This is a genomic window from Actinomycetospora sp. C-140, from assembly GCF_054796175.1.
The window spans coordinates 1-16812 of the sequence record NZ_JBTWNF010000012.1 but is presented as its reverse complement, the minus strand read 5'-3'; the positions used below and the strand labels follow the sequence as shown (position 1 = coordinate 16812).

Genomic DNA, 16812 nt, shown 5'->3' with positions numbered 1-16812 from the left:
GATCACCGGCGGAGCGGCGGGAGGCCCGGGTGCTGTCCTGGGAGGCAGATGTGGAAGCGCACGCGTTGCGCGAGCAGGGCTGGACGATCTCGGCGATCGCCCGGCATCTGGGCCATGACCGCAAGACCGTCCGCGCCTACCTCGAGGGTCGGCGGGTCCCCGAGCAGCGGGTGCGCCGCGAGCCGACACGGACCGAGCCGTTCCTGGAGTACTGCCGGCTGCGGCTGGCCGAGGATCCGCACCTGTGGGCCTCGACCCTGTTCGACGAGCTCACGGGGCTGGGTTTCGCCGGGTCGTACCCGTCGTTGACCGCCGCGATCCGCGCCCACCGGTTGCGGCCGCACTGCGAGCCCTGCACGGCCTCGAAGGGCCGCGACGCGGCGATCATCAGCCACCCGGCCGGGGAGGAGACCCAGTGGGACTGGGTCGAGCTGCCCGACCCGCCGACGTCGTGGGGCGTCGGCGGCCAGGCGCATCTGCTGGTGGGGTCGCTGGCGCACTCGGGACGCTGGCGGGCGGTGCTCGCCGAGTCGGAGGACTTCCCGCACCTGATCGAGGCGGTGGACCGCGTGACCCGCAAGCTGGGCGGACTGACCCGGCGGTGGCGCTTCGATCGGATGGCCACGGTCTGCTCCCCGCAGTCGGGGGCGGTGTCGGCGGCGTTCGCACAGGCCGCGAAGCACTACGCGGTGGCGGTGGATCTCTGCCCGCCGCGGCACGGCAACCGCAAGGGCGTGGTCGAGAAGGCCAACCACTCCGCCGCGCAACGCTGGTGGCGCACCCTTCCCGACGACGTCACCGTCGCTGGCGCGCAGCAGGGCCTCGACGAGCTCTGCGCCCGGCTCGATGGCCGGGTCCGGCGCCGCGACGGCGAGCGCACCACGGTCGCCGAGCTCGCTGCCGGTGAGGGGCTGCGGGCGGCGCCGGCGACAGCGTTCCCGGCCGAGCTCTCGGTGGTGCGCACGGTCTCGACTCAGGCGCTGGTCTCGTTCCGCGGGAACCGGTACTCGGTGCCGCCGGGGATGCCCGGCGCCCAGGTCGTGGTCCGGCACCGTCTCGGGGGCGATCAGCTGCGCATCGTCACCGCCACCGGCGCGACCGTCGCGGTCCACCACCGCGCCCCCAACGGCGCCGGCGCGACAGTCCGCGACGAGGGGCACGTCCGCGCGCTGGAGAGCCGGGTGCTGGCCGAGTTCAGCGACGCTCGACCCTGCCGCTCGAAGACCCGTCGCCCGGCCGGGGACGCTTCGCTCGCCGAGGCTGCCCGACTGCGCGGGTCGACCGCGAGTTCGGCGGCGAGTTCGGGGCAGCGGGTCGTGATCGACATGGCGGCCTACGCCGCTCTGGTCCCCGCCGCCGCCCGCGCCACCAGCACGAACACCGGCACGAACGCCGGTGAGCTGCGATGACCGCCGGTCCGACCAGCGAGGCTCGCCGCTATCAGAACCTGCGCGCCCACCTCGGGTACTTGAAGCTCAACGACGCTGCCGACGCCCTGAACACCGTGCTCGATGCCGCCCGCAGCGACGGGCTGTCGCTGACCGCCGCGCTCGAGCGGCTGCTCGAGATCGAGGTCGAGGCCACCGAAGCCCGCCGGCTCGCATCGAGGCTGCGGTTCGCCTGCCTGCCCGGTCCCTGGACCATCAGCGACTTCGACTTCGCCGCCCAACCCGGCGTCGACGAGAAACTCGTCCGCGACCTCACGACCCTGCGCTTCCTCGACGACGCCGCCAACGTCCTGTTCGTCGGCCCACCCGGAGTCGGCAAGACCATGCTGGCCACTGCCCTGGCACGGGGCACAGCCGAGGCCGGGGCGCGGGTCTACTTCACCACCGCCGCCGACCTCGCCGCCAAGTGCCACAAGGCCGCCCTCGAGGGCCGCTGGAACACCTGCATGCGCTTCTTCGCCGGACCGAAGCTGCTGGTCATCGACGAGCTGGGCTACCTGCCGCTGCCCGGCGACGGCGCCTCGGCGCTGTTCCAGGTCATCAACCAGCGCTACCTCAAGTCCAGCACGATCCTCACGACCAACGTCGGCATCGCCGACTGGGCCGGCGCCTTCGGCGACGCCACCGTCGCCGCGGCCATGCTCGACCGGCTCCTGCACCGCGCCACCGTCGTCGGCATCGACGGCCCCTCCTACCGGCTACGCGCCCATCAGAAGACGTCGGACACCCTGCGCGCCGCCACCGGTCACCGGAGCGGACCCGGCCCGAGCCTGGAAGGCAGCCATGCCAGCTGACCAGAGCGTGGACTGGCGATCCGAGCGCGCATGCCCGATCTGCTGGACCACCTTCACCCCCGCCGGGCCACGGCACCGCTACTGCTCCGACCGCTGCCGCAAGCACGCCCACCTACGCCGCCGAGCCGAACCGGCCGCCACCAGCGCCAGCCGCTCATCCGAATCCGCCCCGGCACCCATAGCCGTTCGGGCCTGCCCGCACTGCGGCGGCGAGGTCAGCATCGTCGCCCTGCTCACCACCCCCGAAGCCGCCCGACCCGCCCTCCCCGAACCCGGCGACATCCCGCTCCGACGAGCTTGACCACCCGCGCCGTCACCGCACTAAGGTGATCTCTCACCTGGGGAAGATGATCTAGCACCTCTGGGGAACTTCGGCCAGCGTCATCATGGGCGATCACGGCAACACGAGACCGGGCCAGTCGGCGTCCTCCATCGCTGTGCGTGCCGGTGACTCCGGAACCCAGTGGACGAGAGTCACGTCTGTCGCCGTGTGCCGTGGTGAGCGTTGGTGCTGGTCAGCGATGGTGTCGCTGGCTATCGATCATCGGCGGTGACGAGTTGGGGTAGTCACGGCGTGATGTAAGCGGTTCCCCATCAGGGCCTCGTGGTTGATCTTGTTCCGACGCGCTGAGCCGCCTGGTGCGCGGAATCATTGCGGTGTCGACCGTCGCAACGCGGTGCGACTCTCGCAGAGGGTGAAGGGTAGAGCCCCGATCAAGGCCCTCCAACAGCATCGTGAGCGCGAGGACCATCCGCGGGACCTCGCCAAGGCCGATGGCCTCGCGCGGTGACTGGCTGGCTTGGCGCACGCCTGCCCTGAGAGTCGCTGCGAGCGCCACAACGACCGTCCTGCGAACGCAATCTCATCTATGAAGATTCACTTTGGCCGAGTGGAGACAGCTGGGCAGGCTTCCAGACGCAACCGCGCCGACGGCAGAGATAGCACCAGGGCCGGCTGGAGGCTTAGCTGGGCTGTCTGGGCTCGCCCAGGCCTCCTACCTCGCCGGAGGCCCCACCGTCGCCTGTCATGGGTATCCCCGCTACCACGGCTGCGACCCCACAGAGTGTATACATTAACGGGATGTCTGGTGACTCTGGCGGCAAGCTCTCCCAGATGACCTCGGTCGTCGATCGCTCCCGACCCGACTAGGCGCCGCCGCTTCTCGAGATGGATCGTCGCGCGCCGCCATCACTCGCCCGGAGATAGGAGTGTCGCCGACCCTGAGGTCGATGGTCGACCCTCCAGCTGCACGCAACATCCCGACGCCATCAGGCCGGACGACGGCTCGCGAGCGAGACGACAGCCACGGCGTTGGTCCGATCTATTACATACTGTCTACACTAGATGCAGTGAGCGCGGAATCGCCAGAGATGAGGAAGACGGTGGACTTCAGCCCCGGCACGGACGCCGAGTACCTGCGCGACGTGGTCCGCGAACTCTTGCGCAAGCACTCCGATGAGGCCGCGGTCCGTCGGCTGATGGACACCGACCAGGCTTTCGACCCCGAGGTGTGGATGCTGCTCGCCGAGCTGGGACTCCAGGGCCTCACCATCGCCGAGGAGCATGGAGGCGCAGGGGCAACGGCCATCGAGCTCGGAGTCGTCTTCGAGGAACTGGGTCGCGCCCTGTTCTGCGGCCCGTTCCTGGCGACGGTCGCGCTCGCGGTGCCCGCCCTGCAGGAACTCGGGGATGTCGAGGCCTGCGCCCGGCTCCTGCCGGACATCGCGACGGGACGATCCATCGCCACGCTCGCCTGGGCCGGCGATCACCCGGCACGCTCGACACTGCGCGTCACGGACGACGAAGATCCGGCGATCACGGGCACCGCGGGCATCGTGGTCGACGGCGCCCTCGCCGACACCATCCTGGTGGCGGCGACCAGCGATGCGGGGGTCTCCCTCTTCGAGGTCCCCGGGGACGCGCCCGGGTTGACTCGCACACCGCTGACTGCCCTGGACCAGACCCGAGCGCTGGCCGAGCTCCGGTTCGACGCGGTGCCGGCCCGCCGCCTCGGTCCGACCGCCGGTGCGGCGGACTGCCTGATCCGCAGCCACCGTGTCTCGGCGCTGCTCCTCGCCGCCGAGCAGCTGGGAGGCGCCGAGCGCGTCCTCGAGCTGGCGGTGGAACACGCCTCCAACCGGGTCCAGTTCGGGCGGGCCATCGGGTCGTTCCAGGCGGTGAAGCACCGGCTGGTCGACATGCTCGTCGGGGTCGAGTCGACCCGTTCGGCGGTCTACCACGGCCTCTGGACCGCGGCTCATGACCCGTCCGGCTTGGCCGTCAGCGCCCCACTCGCCCGCTCCGTCGCGTCCGAGGCCTTCCGGCGGGCTACCACGGACACCATTCAGGTCTTCGGCGGGATCGGCTTCACCTGGGAACACCCCGCACATCTCTACCTGAAGCGTGCGAGCAGCAGCCGGCTCTTGCTCGGAGCGCCCGCACGTCACCGCGCGGAGCTGCTCGGGCTCGTGACGACCGACCACCCCAGTGCCGCCGGCGACGACGTGTCCGCCCACCCGGCCCCCGCGGACCCGACTCCCGACGGAGCCGTCACCGCCTTCCTGCACCGCCACACCGTGCCCGACCCGGACGACCGCGTCGCCGACCGCGCCTTCCGGGAAGCACGCTTCGACGCCGGCCTCGCCGTCATCGGGTTCGACGAGGGTCACGGCGGACGGGGATCGGACCAGTCGATGCAGGCAGCCGTCGAGGAGTGCTTCGTCGCCGCCGGAGCCGCCGATCACTCGGCGGCCAACATCGTCGGGCTCGGCATGGCCATGCCCACCATCCACACCCACGGCACCGCGGAGCAGCGCCGCCGCTACCTGCGTCCCTGCTTCAGCGGGGAGGAGATCTGGTGCCAGCTCTTCTCCGAGCCCGGAGCGGGCTCCGACCTCGCCGCCCTCGCCACCCGCGCGGTCCGCGACGGCGACGACTTCGTGGTCAACGGACAGAAGATCTGGACCTCGCTGGGACACGTGGCCGACTTCGGCATCCTCCTCGCACGCACCGACCCCGACGTCCCGAAGCACCGGGGACTCACGTACTTCCTGCTGGACATGCGCTCGCCCGGGGTCGAAGTACGGCCGCTCCGGCAGCTCACAGGAGAGTCCGAATTCAACGAGGTCTACCTGACCGACGTGCGGGTGCCCGCCCACGACGTCCTCGGCTCTGTCGACGACGGCTGGCGGGTCGCCATGACCACCCTGGCCAACGAACGCGTCTCGATCGGACGACAGGTGGCCGCTCGAGGCAGCGGACCGATCGCCCACGCCGTCGAGCTGTACCGGGCCGCCGTGACCCATGGCCGCGCCGACGCCGCCACGACCGATCGCCTGGGCCAGCTGTGGACACAGGCCGAGGCCGTCCGCCTCACCAACGTCCGGGCCGCCGCCCGGTACCGCGACCCCGGCCCCGAGGGCTCCATCGCGAAGCTCCAGATGGCCGAGCTCAACAAGGCCGTCTACGAGTTCTGCGTCGACCTCTCCGGCGACGCGGGACTCCTCATCGACGGGTACGAGCAGTCGACCTCCGACGTCTCGTCCGTGCACGGTGGCACCGACGTCCGGAAGTCCTACCTGCGGTCGTTGGCCAACTCCATCGAAGGCGGAACGTCGGAGATCCTCCGGAACATCCTCGGCGAGCGCGTCCTCGGACTGCCCGGCGAGCCCCGCGGAGACCGCGACGTCTCGTGGCGGACGACCCGACGCTCGTGAGCGTCACGTCATCTCGACGTTCGACCCATCACATGCACGAGTACGTCCGCCGCTGTACGTGTCGTCTGTATGCTGAAGCTCCGAGGTCGTGACTTGTCAGGAAGGCCGCGCATGCCCGCGAGAGCGCCGAAGTCTGGCCCCGACGACCTGACGCCCGACGAGGCACCGGTCCCGCGTACCACTCTCACCGATGAGGTCTACCAGCGGATTCGGTCGGCCATCATCGACGGCCGGCTCGCAGCGGGCGCCGAACTCAACCAGGTCGACCTCGCCAAGCAATTCGGCGTGAGTCGAGTCCCGATCCGCGAGGCGCTGCGCCGCCTGCAGGCCGAACGCCTGCTGGTGTCCAATCCCTTCCAGCGCTTCGTCGTCGAGGACCTGTCCGCCGTCCAGGTGCTCGAGTTGCACGACATCCGGGCCGAGCTGGAGGTCTTCGCCTTGCGTAAGGCTCTCGAGCTCCCCGACGGCGTACTCGAACGACGGATCGAACAAGCCCAGGCCGAACTGGCCGCCATGCGGCCGGACATGACGGCCGCGGAGTGGCTGCGCGCCGACCGGCGCTTCCACCTCATCCTCGACGGCACCGACAGCGCGGTCGGCGGACTGATCGAGGACATCCGGGACCGGGGTCACCGTCCGCTTCATCTCGGCGGGATCGCGAAGTCCCGAGCCGCCCTGGTGATCCGAGAGCACAACACGATCCTGAGTGCTCTCCGGACTCGTGACGTGGAGTTGGTGGAGATGGCCATCCGGACGCATCTGGACCACACCCGGAAGGTGCTCGAATCGATCGGGTCGCAGAAGTCGGCGGCGACCGTCGAGGCCGAGCAGCCGGCCTGACCGTGGAGATCGGAGAGCCGGCCGCCCGGTGTACGGCTGTCGGTCAGGCGTCGTCCTGGTCGACGACGACGCTGATGGCGCCGGTCGGGCAGTCCTTCGCGCATGCGACGATGTCGGCCAGGGTTGCCGCCTTGTCGTCAAGCACGACGCCATAACCGTCGTCGTCGATACCGAAGACGGCTGGCAACCGCTGGTGGCAGGCTTCTGTCCCGCTGCAGACCGTGTGGTCGATCGAGACCAGGGGCATTGCTCGTCTCCTCAGGGCTACAGGTAACCGAGGCCGCCGTCGGAATACAGCGTCTGCCCGGTGATGAAGTACGCGTCCTCGCTGGCGAGGAAGGCGATGGCGCCGACCACGTCCTCCGGTACGGCCACCTTCGGGATCGCCTGCATGCGGCTGGCCACGCCCGACAACGCCTTGGCGCTACCGTTTTCCTGGGTCCCGGGGGTGTCGGTCAGCGACGGGCTGACGGCATTGACCGTGATCCCGTGGGGACCCAGGTCGGCTGCGAGGCCCCGGGTCAGGCCGACCACGCCGAGCTTGCTCGACTTGTAGGCGGTGTATCCCCGGGAGGTCCCCGCCACGGAGCTGGAGACGAGGTTGACGATGCGGCCGTACTCGTTCTGCCGCATCAGCGGTACCGCTGCGTGACATGTCAGGAACTGAGAATCGAGGTTGATCCTGAGGACGCGACGCCAGTCCGAAAACGTCATCTCCTCGAAGTCGATATTGGGGAAGACGCCCGCGTTGTTGATCAGGATGTCGAGGCGCCCGTAGACGTCATCGACCTCGGCGAAGAGTCGGGCGACGTCGTCGGCGTCGCTGACGTCGCCCTGCACTTCCAGCCAACTGCCGCCGGCGTCGGTGACCCGCTTGCCGGTCTCCGTGGCGTCCTTTAGGTCGAAACCCACCACGACCTCGCCGCGTCGGGCGAGCCCGACACACACCGCCTGACCGACCCCCGCAGCAGCGCCGGTCACGACAGCGACCCGTTCGACCTTCTCGTTCACTGGCTCTCCTCGTGGGACCGATCGGCGGGAGCAGCGGAGGCTGCGGGTGGTCGACCAGCGATCATCGACGATTCATGAGATCCCGGTAGGACCGCCAGATCCCTCGCTGGGTGGTCTCGTCACCGCCCCACTTCGACTCCTGCACGGCACCCTCGGCCGTCTCCCGCTCCACGCCCCGGGAGATGTCGAGGAACGAGGGCTCGACCGTGTGGAGCGCGACCTGGTTCCGGTCCCCGATCTCCGCGTCGTCGGCGATGATCAGACCGGCCGGGCCCATGGCCCCGCTGCACTGCAGCGCGGTACGACGGTTGAGTTCGCGCGCCCCGGCGAGGAACACCGGCGTCGTGTAGGCAGCTGATTCCTCGGCGGACACCGGATCGATCACCATGATGTTCATCTGCGAGAGGAACAGGTTGGGGAACACCATCACGTGTGGCGGACCGTCGACGAGCACCTCGTGCGCTTCCTGCTCGCCGTGGCGTTGCTCGAGGCGCGGGACGTAATCGCCCAGCCGCTCTCGACGCACGGCACCAGACCACACCATCTCGCGTCCGTCGCGACGGTACTGCGGACGAAAGTCCACCTCGGTGTGTCCCATGCCGAGGTGACGGACGGTGAGATCCTCGGCCGAGTCGAAGGATCCGGGAATCGCGTCCGACAGGGACTTGTGCACGAAGTTCACGTGGTAGTTGTCGACGTTGCTCTCGACGACCATCTTCCAGTTGCAGTGCAGTCGGTGGCCGATCCACCCGCCGGTGAGCGTGACCTCGCCGTCCGGCGACAACCGCGTGAGCCGGTCGATGGAACTGCGGACGGGACCGATGAACTCGTCGAACGACGGCGCGGACTCGTCCTCCTCGAGCCGGACGAAGACGAAGCCCCCGTAGGACTCCGTCGCCGCCGGAGCGCCGAGGCCCAGCTTCGAGCGCATCTGGGTGAGCCGGTCGGCGTAGGCGTCGGGACGAGGAACGGCCCGCAGCGAGCCGTCCATCGTGAACGCCCACCCGTGGTAGGCGCACTTGAGGGTGTTCGCCTCACCGCGGGGCGCCATGCAGACGAGGTTTCCGCGGTGGCTGCACCGGTTGAACAGCACCCGGACGACGTCGGCCTGATCCCTCGTCAGGACCAGCTCCTGGCCGGCGACCCGCTTGCGGCAGTAGCTGTTCGGGGTCGGCACCTCGCTCGCGTGCCCGACGTAGACCCAACTGGTCCGGAAGATCCGGTCGAGCTCGGCCTCGTAGAGGGCGGGGCTCCAGTAGAAGCTCGGCGCGATCTTGTTGTCCGAGACGGCATCCCACTCGTCGGTCCGCACGTCGGTGGACTGGTGGACGCTGGTCATGCTTGCTCCTCGACGAACGATCGAGTGGGGCGCGAGAGGTCAGAGCTGGTTGCCGACGTTGGGGCCAAGCGAGCCGTCCGGGAGCACGACCCGGTGACCCCACACGCTCGCCCCGGGCACGCCGGCCTGGTGGACCTGGCTCCAGTCGGCCGTATCGTCAACCCGCCGGCCCCCCGCCCCGTACTCGATGTCCCAGCCGGAGGGGGTCTGCGTGTAGAAGGACACCACGTGGTCGTTCCAGTGTTTCCCCATGCTGATCGACACCGGCCCGGCGCCGTCGAAACACTTGTCCTGCGCGCGACCGACGTCGTCGATGTCGTCGACCTCGATCATCAGGTGCATCAGCTGCGGCGGCGCGTCGTCCGGTAGCACGCCGAGCATGCCCAGGCTGTGCTGTCGAGGGTTCACCCCGAAGAAGGCTGTCTTCTGGAACGTGGTCTCCCGCAGGTGCATGCCCATGACGTCCTGGTAGAAGGCCATCTCCTCCTCGGCCTTGCCGACGATGAGGGTGGCGTGTCCCATTCCCTGATCGCCGGTCACGAACCGGACACCGATGGGTGAGATGAACGGCCGGACCGGTTCGATGTAGCCGCCGAAGAACACCTCGCTCTGCACCCCGGCGGGGTCCTGGAACCGGTACGCCTTGGTAGCGCCGCGCAGCGCGAGACCCTCCGCATCCACCGGCTCGATCTTGACGCTTGCGTCCTGGAGGCGCGTCAGCGCCTCCTCCCAGGCCTTCTCCGTCGGGTATTCCCAGCCCAGCGTGAACGACGGCGTCGCCGACGCCCGGACGACGATCCGGCTCAGGCGGTCGTCCATGCGGAAGCGCAGAGCGCCGGGGGCCGAGTCCTCCGGCATCAGACCGATGACGCCTGCACCGTACTCGCGCCAGCGGTCCACCGTGTCTTCAGGCGTGTCGACCAGCAGGTAACCCAGTCCGTAGGGATGAACCATCGTCGCCTCCACTAAGCGATGCTCGCGCTTGCTGATGGTGCTACTGTATACAGCATATCGAGCCTCGCCAAGGGGACGGTCGGTCCCGCCCTCGACATCGTTCGCCGCGAGACGACCTTCTGCAGCTCTGGAGGACTGATGTACATCGACGTCCACGCGCACATGATCGAAGGCATGCTCGAGTCGGCAGGGCCATACGGTCCTCGCACCGTGGACGCCGGCGAGGGTCGCGCCCTCCTCGAGATCGGGCCGTACCGGACGAAACCCAGCAAGAGTTTGAACTTCGCGGTGCCGGCCGCCTTCAACGACACCGACAAGCGGATCGCCACGATGGACGAGGTGGGAACCTCCCACCTGATCCAGAGCACCTCGCCGCTGTTCTACCTCTACTGGGCCGAGCCGGAGATCGGCGTGCACACCACCCAGGTGCAGAACGACGCGTTGGCCAGGTCGGCCGCGGCTCATCCATCGCGGTTGTCGTGGTCGGCGACCCTCCCCCTCCAGGACATCGCCGCCAGCATCGCCGAGCTCGACCGCGCCGTGCGCGCCGGAGCCGTCGCGGTCAGCCTCGGGACAGACGCCCTCGGTGGCCACGAGCTGGATGACGAGGCTCTCTGGCCGCTCTACGAGGCGCTGGAGAGTCGCCGGGTCCCGATCATGTTCCACCCACACCCGCTTCCCATGGCCACCGGCGCCGAGGACTCTTACAACCTCAGCTGGGTGGTCGGTTACAACTACTCGGAGACCATGGCGTTCGCCCGGCTCACGCTAGGCGGGGTCTTCGACGACTTCCCGAAGCTCAAGGTCCTGCTCCCGCACGGCGGTGGCATGGTTCCTTACCAGATCGGTCGCATCGAGGAAGCTCGTCGTAGCCAGCCCGACAATCGAGCAAAGCGCCCGATCCGCGAGTACTTCGAAAACGTCTTTTTCGAGATCCTCGTCCATGACCTCACCAGCCGGCGCTTCCTCGTCGACGTCGTGGGTGTGTCCCAGCTGGTCGTCGGGAGCAATCTGGGCGGCTGGGACGCCGCAGACGGGGTGCAGATGCTCGAGGAACTCGAACTCGACCAGACCGAGCACGACCGGATCGCCTATCAGAACGTCGCGGATCTCTTTCGGCTCGACGTCACCAAGCTTGGCGCCAAGGCACAGCGGGGCACGCCGTGCTGAGCGGCGCCGAACTGCAGAAGCGGGCGTGGGATGGACGGGCACCGGACTCGCTGCCCGCATGGCGTGCCCTGCGGGCAGACAACCTGGTTCGTACCTGGGCCCGATCACACCCACACCAGGTCGCCGTCCACTTCGAGGACCGGCAGATCACCTTCCAGGTCCTGGACGAAATGATCAACCGCGCCGCGAGCGGCTGTGCTGCCGTCGGCCTGCGCGTCGGGGACGTCGTCGGCGTTATGGCCGAGAACTCGCCCGAGGTGCTCGCCGTGCTCTACGGGCTGGTTCGGGCAGGTATTTCCGCGCTTCCCCTGAATCCACGCCACTCCGAGCGCGAGGTGGAGTTCCAGGTCGCCGACGCCGGCGCGGCGATGGTCATCGGTCCGAGCGGGACCGCCATCGAGGACGTCATGGCGCGCGGCGTGCCGGAGCCCTTCGAGATTGAGTTTGACGAGAACCTGTTCTATCACCTGCGATTCACCGGGGGCACGACCGGCACCCCGAAGTGTGTTGCCACCACCCACCGCGCGATCGCGCTGCTGCACGAACGGCTGGCCCGAGAACTCGGATACTCCCGAAACGACGTCTCGCTCGTCGTCGCCCCTCTCGCGCACGTCTCGTTCCACCTCGCCGCCGCCACCCTGGCGGCCGGGGGCGCCATCTCCCTGCACCGTCGATTCGACCAGAACCGACTCTGGGAGGAATGCGATCGCGCCGGTGTCACCCACGCACTCATGGTCCCCACCATGCTCGCGATGGCGCTCGAGTCCGATTCCCGGCCGCACACCCTGAAACAGATCGTCGTGACCTCGGCGCCGTTCTCCCCCTCGCTGAAGGCCAGGGTCCGCGAGAAGCTGCCCAGCGTCGAGGTGTACGAGATGTACGGCGCCTCGGACATGGGCTTCGTCAGCCTCCTGGTCCCGGGAGACCCACCGGAGAAGTTCGCCTCGGTCGGGCGGGTCTCCTTCGGGTCCGAGGTGCGCATCCTCGACGGCGAGGGCCGGGACTGTGGGCCGGACGTCGTCGGCGAGATCTACTCGCGCAGCGCCACCCACTCGTTCGGCTACGTCGGGTCGGTGCCGATGCGCGCCGACCAGGCCATCGACGGCTGGCTCACCGTGGGCGACCTCGGCTACTTCGACGAGGACGGCTACCTCTACGTCGTCGACCGCCGCGAGGACCTCATCATCACCGGCGGGTTCAACGTCTACCCCGCCGAGGTCGAGGACGTGATCCTCAAGCACGGCGGCGTCGACGAAGTGGCCGTGGTCGGGCTCACCGACGACCGCTGGGGACGTGTGGTCGTCGCGGTCCTGCGCGGCAGCGCCAACGCCGACGACCTCGACGTGCTGTGCCGCGAGCACCTGGCCCACTACAAGGTCCCCAAACGATGGGTCCACGTCGACGCCCTCCCCAAGACCGCGGCCATGAAAATCTCCCGCCGGATCATCCGCGACCAACTCGAAACCGACCCCGAGGCCACCACCCTGTCCTGACCGCCCGCTCCCTACCGGAATCAACGGGTGGGTTTCTGAGTCCCGGGACGCCCACCGCCCGAGACGAGCGATGGCTCTCGACGGCGACGAGTACGAGCGAGGAGTGGACAGAACACATGTGTGAACCATCAGGAGGACACGGGACGTCCTCCGAGTTCGAGCGCAATGGAGGCCCTGCATGAGTGACGGCGCCGCGGTGAGTGGGCTCGATCCGGATGTGAGATCGCCGTTCGAGTTGGACCCGGGGGCGATGGAGTGTCCGCACCGGTACTACGAGGGCATCCGGGATCAGGGTGTCTATTTCGTGGAGTCGATCGACTCGTGGTTGGTGACCGGGTCGGACGATATTCGTGAGGTGCTTGCTGACACGACGCGGTTCTCTCATCGGTATCCGGCGGGTCCGCAGTATGCGCAGATGATGCGGGGGGCGATGTCGGCGGCGTTGAGTTCGAGTGTGGTGTCGCCGGCGGCGCAGGCGGCGTCGGACTTCGCGCGGTGGGAGGTGTTGTTCACCGCGGACCCGCCGGAGCACGAGCGGCATCGGCGTCTGGTGGCTCCGTCGTTCAGTCCGCGGCAGGTGAAGGCCGCGGACGATGAGGTCCGCGAGATCGCGGAGAATCTCATCGCGCGCTTCGTCGAGGCGGGGGAGAGCGACATCGTCCGCGATTTCTGCTGGCCGCTGCCGTTGGAGGCGATCGCGCGTCGGCTCGGGGTGCCGTTGGAGGAGATGCCTCGTTTCCGGCGGTGGTCGGAGGACATGGCGGTGATGCTCGGGAACAACTCGCTCGATGCCGACCGTCTGGTGTCCCTGCTCGAGAGTCTCGGGGAGTTCCACGCCTTCTTCGCCGAGGCGATCGCCGAGGCGATCGCCGACCCGCAGGACAACGTGCTCGGGGTGGTCGCCCAGGCGCACGAGGAACTCACCGAGCGGGAGATGGTGGGGATCCTGGTGCAGTTCCTGTTCGCGGGGAACGGCACGACGACCAACCTCATCGCCTCGGGGGTCCTGCGCCTGGCGCGTGACCGCGACCTCGCCGACCGGCTGCGCGCGGACCCGTCGCTGACGCCGGCGTTCGTGGAGGAGGTGCTGCGGCTGGACGTGCCGGTGCAGGGCGCGTTCCGGCGCGCGAAGCAGGATGTCGTGCTCTCGGGCACCACGATCCCGGCGGGCGCGCACGTGTTCCTGCCCTTCGTGGCGGCGAACCGGGATCCGCTGGTCTATGCCGAGCCCGACGAGCTGTCTTTGCAGCGTCGCGGTGAGAGCCCGCATCTGTCGTTCGGTCGCGGTTCGTACTACTGCCTGGGAGCTCCGCTGGCCCGGTTGGAGGCGCAGATCGCGTTCGACTCGTTGCTCGCCCGGCTCGACGACCTCGAGGTCGTCGAGGGGTCGGTGCAGTACAACCCGAGTTTCATGGTGCACGAGATCAGCACCGCGCGGATCCGTTTCGTTCCGCGTGGAGTTGCCGCGCCGTGAACGAGGTCCAGCTCGTGGCGCCCGAGCGCGTGGTCCTGGAGCGGTCCGGGGTCAGCCTGGTCGGCGACCGGTGGGCGCCGTCGGGGGAGACGCGGGGTGAGGTCCTGCTGCTCCACGGCGCCGGCCAGACCCGGCACTCCTGGGAAGCCACCGCCCGACGATTGGCCACCCTCGGCTTCGCCGCGACCTCGATCGATGCGCGCGGCCACGGTGACAGCGACTGGGCGCGGGCCACCGAGTACACGCTGACCGACTCGGTGCTGGACCTGGCAGCGGTCACGGCCACGTTCCCGGAGCCACCGGTGATCGTGGGTGCCTCGATGGGCGGGTTGACGGCGCTGGTGGCGCAGGGTGAGCGCGGCGACGTCGCCCGCGCGCTCGTGCTCGTCGACGTTGCCCCGCGCATCGAATCGGCCGGTCTGGCTCGGATTCTCGACTTCATGACCCGTGGCTTCGCGGGCTTCGACTCGCCGGCTGCGGCCGCCGAAGAGGTGCAGCGGTACAACCCCGGTCGCCCGCCGCCGTCGAATCAGGACGGGCTCCTGCGGAATCTGCGTCAGCACGACGACGGGCGGTGGTACTGGCACTGGGACCCGGACTGGCTCGTCCAGTCGAACATGGGCGACCGGCGGGAGCGGGACGCGGCCCGCGCCATGGAGGCCGCGCGCGCGGTCCGGGTCCCGACCCTGCTCATCCACGCGACCCGGTCCGACGTCCTCAGCGACGAAGGCGTTCACGAGCTGTTGGACCTTGTGCCGGACGCCCGTTACGCCCAGGTCGAGGCCGGTCACATGGTCGCCGGGGACGACAACGACGCCTTCGCGCACGTATTGATCGACTTCCTCGACGATCAGTGTGCTCCTGCCACTGATCGTTCTCCCGGTCCGGCATCCCCGCCCGACCACCCTCGAAGGAAAGGTTCGTCATGAGCGAGACCGTCACGGCCGATCGGACGCCGGCGTCCGACCGCCCGGTCCCGGACTACCTGCGCACCGGGCCGAAGGAGCTCCTCATCGGCGGGGAGTGGTGCCCCGCCCAGTCCGGCGAGACGTTCGCGACGATCGACCCGACGACCGAGATGCCTCTCATCGAGGTGGCCTCCGCGGGCGCGCCGGACGTCGACCGCGCGGTCGTCGCGGCGAGGCGCGCTTTCGAGGACCGGTCCTGGGCGGCTCTCTCACCCTACGAGCGTTCGAGGTCGCTGCTGGCGATCGCAGATGTGATCGAGCAGCACGCCGAGGAGCTGGCACTCCTCGAGACGTTGGACAACGGGGCGCCACTCACGGTCTCGACGTCGTTCGTCGCGGGAGCGGTCGAGACCTTCCGCCACTACGCGGGCTGGCCCACCAAGATCTACGGCGACACGGCGCCGTCGTCGCCGGCCTCGTTCCACTACACGCTCCGGCAACCGGTGGGTGTCTGCGGAGCGATCATCCCCTGGAACGCGCCCCTGTCCATGGCGGCGTGGAAGATCGCCCCGGCGCTGGCGTTCGGGAACACCGTGGTGCTCAAGCCGGCGGAGCAGACGCCGTTGACGGCACTGCGGCTCGGCGAGCTCCTGCAGCTGACCGACCTGCCGCCGGGCGTGGTCAACATCGTGACCGGCTTCGGGAAGTCGGCCGGCGAGGCCCTGATCGGCCACCCCGATGTGGACAAGATCGCCTTCACCGGCTCGGGGCCGGTCGGGCGGCGGATCCTGGAGGTGTCCACCGGGAACCTGAAGCGGGTCACCCTGGAGCTCGGCGGGAAGTCACCCACCATCGTCTTCGCCGACGCGGACCTGGAGCAGGCCGCAGGCATGGCGGCGGCCGGCTTCTGCCTGAACTCCGGGCAGGTCTGTGCGGCCGGGACGCGTGTGTTCGTCGAGGACACGGTTCTCGAGCCGTTCACCGAGTTGTTGACCCAGATCATGCAGACCTTCCCCGTCGGTGACCCCCTCCAGCCGACGACGTTCATGGGCCCCCTGAACTCCAAGACACAGTTCGACCGCGTGTCGAGCTACCTCGACATCGCCCGCGCCGATGGCGGCGCCCTGCTCACGACCGAAGCCGATCTGCCGACCCAGGGCTACTTCCACCGGCCCACGGTCGTCCGCGGCCTCGACAACGGGTCTCGCGTCGCCCGTGAGGAGATCTTCGGACCGGTCGCCACCGTCATGCCGTTCCGCGACCTCGACGACGCCGTCGCCCAGGGCAACGACACCGAGTTCGGACTGGCCGCGGCGGTGTGGACGCGAGACGTGTCCAAGGCCCACCGGGCGGCATCCGGCCTGCGCGCCGGGACCGTATGGGTCAACCAATGGGGAGCGCTCGACCCCAGCGTGCCGTACGGAGGCTTCAAGCAGTCGGGAGTGGGGCGAGAGCACGGACAGTCGGCCGTCGAGATGTACACCGAGACCAAGACCGTGATGGTCGCACTCTGACCTCGAAAGCCACGCTCGCGACCCTGCAAAAGGATAGGCCGGAGAAGATGGCAATGTTGCCTGGCGCCGCTGACGGCGTCGATTCCGAGGGCGCCGCGGATGTGCGGCGGCCTGTGGTGACGCGTCCCCCGGACCGGGTGATCGATTTCG

13 protein-coding genes are annotated in these 16812 nt (G+C 69.0%); 9 read left to right on the top strand and 4 right to left on the bottom strand.

Annotated features, from left to right (window positions below):
- The first annotated feature begins 50 nt into the window (after positions 1-50).
- From ACR9E3_RS19760 to ACR9E3_RS19745, 4 genes are all read left to right on the top strand, one after another.
- Complete coding sequence (locus ACR9E3_RS19760; protein ID WP_460382230.1) at positions 51-1409, top strand: Mu transposase domain-containing protein; 1359 nt, start codon at positions 51-53, stop codon at positions 1407-1409.
- Positions 1406-2242 (top strand): IS21-like element helper ATPase IstB, encoded by an 837-nt coding sequence (gene istB, locus ACR9E3_RS19755; protein WP_460382229.1) that lies wholly within the window; start codon positions 1406-1408, stop codon positions 2240-2242. The genes ACR9E3_RS19760 and istB overlap by 4 nt, the downstream gene beginning before the upstream one ends.
- A gap of 1371 nt (positions 2243-3613) precedes the next feature.
- On the top strand, positions 3614-5959 hold the full coding sequence (locus ACR9E3_RS19750) for an acyl-CoA dehydrogenase (RefSeq protein WP_460382228.1): 2346 nt from the start codon (positions 3614-3616) through the stop codon (positions 5957-5959).
- A 111-nt stretch (positions 5960-6070) separates the two neighbouring features.
- Positions 6071-6799: a GntR family transcriptional regulator gene (locus ACR9E3_RS19745; protein ID WP_460382227.1), complete on the top strand. Its 729-nt coding sequence runs from the start codon at positions 6071-6073 to the stop codon at positions 6797-6799.
- Positions 6800-6842: 43 nt separating this feature from the next.
- On the opposite strand, the gene ACR9E3_RS19740 is transcribed toward ACR9E3_RS19745, so the two are convergent.
- The 4 genes from ACR9E3_RS19740 to ACR9E3_RS19725 all read right to left on the bottom strand — a co-directional run bounded on the left by ACR9E3_RS19740 (position 6843) and on the right by ACR9E3_RS19725 (position 10115).
- The gene (locus ACR9E3_RS19740; protein WP_460382226.1) at positions 6843-7046 is read right to left on the bottom strand and encodes a ferredoxin; all 204 of its coding nucleotides are present in this window, start codon (positions 7044-7046) and stop codon (positions 6843-6845) included.
- A gap of 17 nt (positions 7047-7063) precedes the next feature.
- Positions 7064-7810: an SDR family NAD(P)-dependent oxidoreductase gene (locus ACR9E3_RS19735; RefSeq protein WP_460382225.1), complete on the bottom strand. Its 747-nt coding sequence runs from the start codon at positions 7808-7810 to the stop codon at positions 7064-7066.
- A gap of 61 nt (positions 7811-7871) precedes the next feature.
- Positions 7872-9149 (bottom strand): aromatic ring-hydroxylating oxygenase subunit alpha, encoded by a 1278-nt coding sequence (locus ACR9E3_RS19730; RefSeq protein ID WP_460382224.1) that lies wholly within the window; start codon positions 9147-9149, stop codon positions 7872-7874.
- Positions 9150-9188: 39 nt separating this feature from the next.
- Positions 9189-10115 (bottom strand): VOC family protein, encoded by a 927-nt coding sequence (locus ACR9E3_RS19725; protein ID WP_460382223.1) that lies wholly within the window; start codon positions 10113-10115, stop codon positions 9189-9191.
- A gap of 126 nt (positions 10116-10241) precedes the next feature.
- On the opposite strand from ACR9E3_RS19725, the gene ACR9E3_RS19720 reads away from it, so the two are divergent.
- The 5 genes from ACR9E3_RS19720 (at position 10242) to ACR9E3_RS19700 (ending at position 16662) form a co-directional block, all read left to right on the top strand.
- Positions 10242-11273 carry an amidohydrolase family protein gene (locus ACR9E3_RS19720; RefSeq protein WP_460382222.1) on the top strand — a complete coding sequence of 344 codons (1032 nt, stop codon included), beginning with the start codon at positions 10242-10244 and terminating at the stop codon, positions 11271-11273.
- Positions 11267-12766, top strand: a complete 1500-nt coding sequence (locus ACR9E3_RS19715) for a class I adenylate-forming enzyme family protein (RefSeq protein ID WP_460382221.1) — start codon at positions 11267-11269, stop codon at positions 12764-12766. The genes ACR9E3_RS19720 and ACR9E3_RS19715 overlap by 7 nt, the downstream gene beginning before the upstream one ends.
- A 178-nt stretch (positions 12767-12944) precedes the next feature.
- Positions 12945-14240, top strand: a complete 1296-nt coding sequence (locus ACR9E3_RS19710; RefSeq protein WP_460382220.1) for a cytochrome P450 — start codon at positions 12945-12947, stop codon at positions 14238-14240.
- A gap of 14 nt (positions 14241-14254) precedes the next feature.
- The gene (locus tag ACR9E3_RS19705) at positions 14255-15169 is read left to right on the top strand and encodes an alpha/beta fold hydrolase (RefSeq protein ID WP_460382219.1); all 915 of its coding nucleotides are present in this window, start codon (positions 14255-14257) and stop codon (positions 15167-15169) included.
- Positions 15166-16662, top strand: coding sequence for an aldehyde dehydrogenase family protein (locus ACR9E3_RS19700; RefSeq protein ID WP_460382218.1), 1497 nt, complete (start codon positions 15166-15168; stop codon positions 16660-16662). Before ACR9E3_RS19705 ends, ACR9E3_RS19700 begins: the two co-directional genes overlap by 4 nt.
- The last annotated feature ends 150 nt before the right edge of the window (positions 16663-16812 follow it).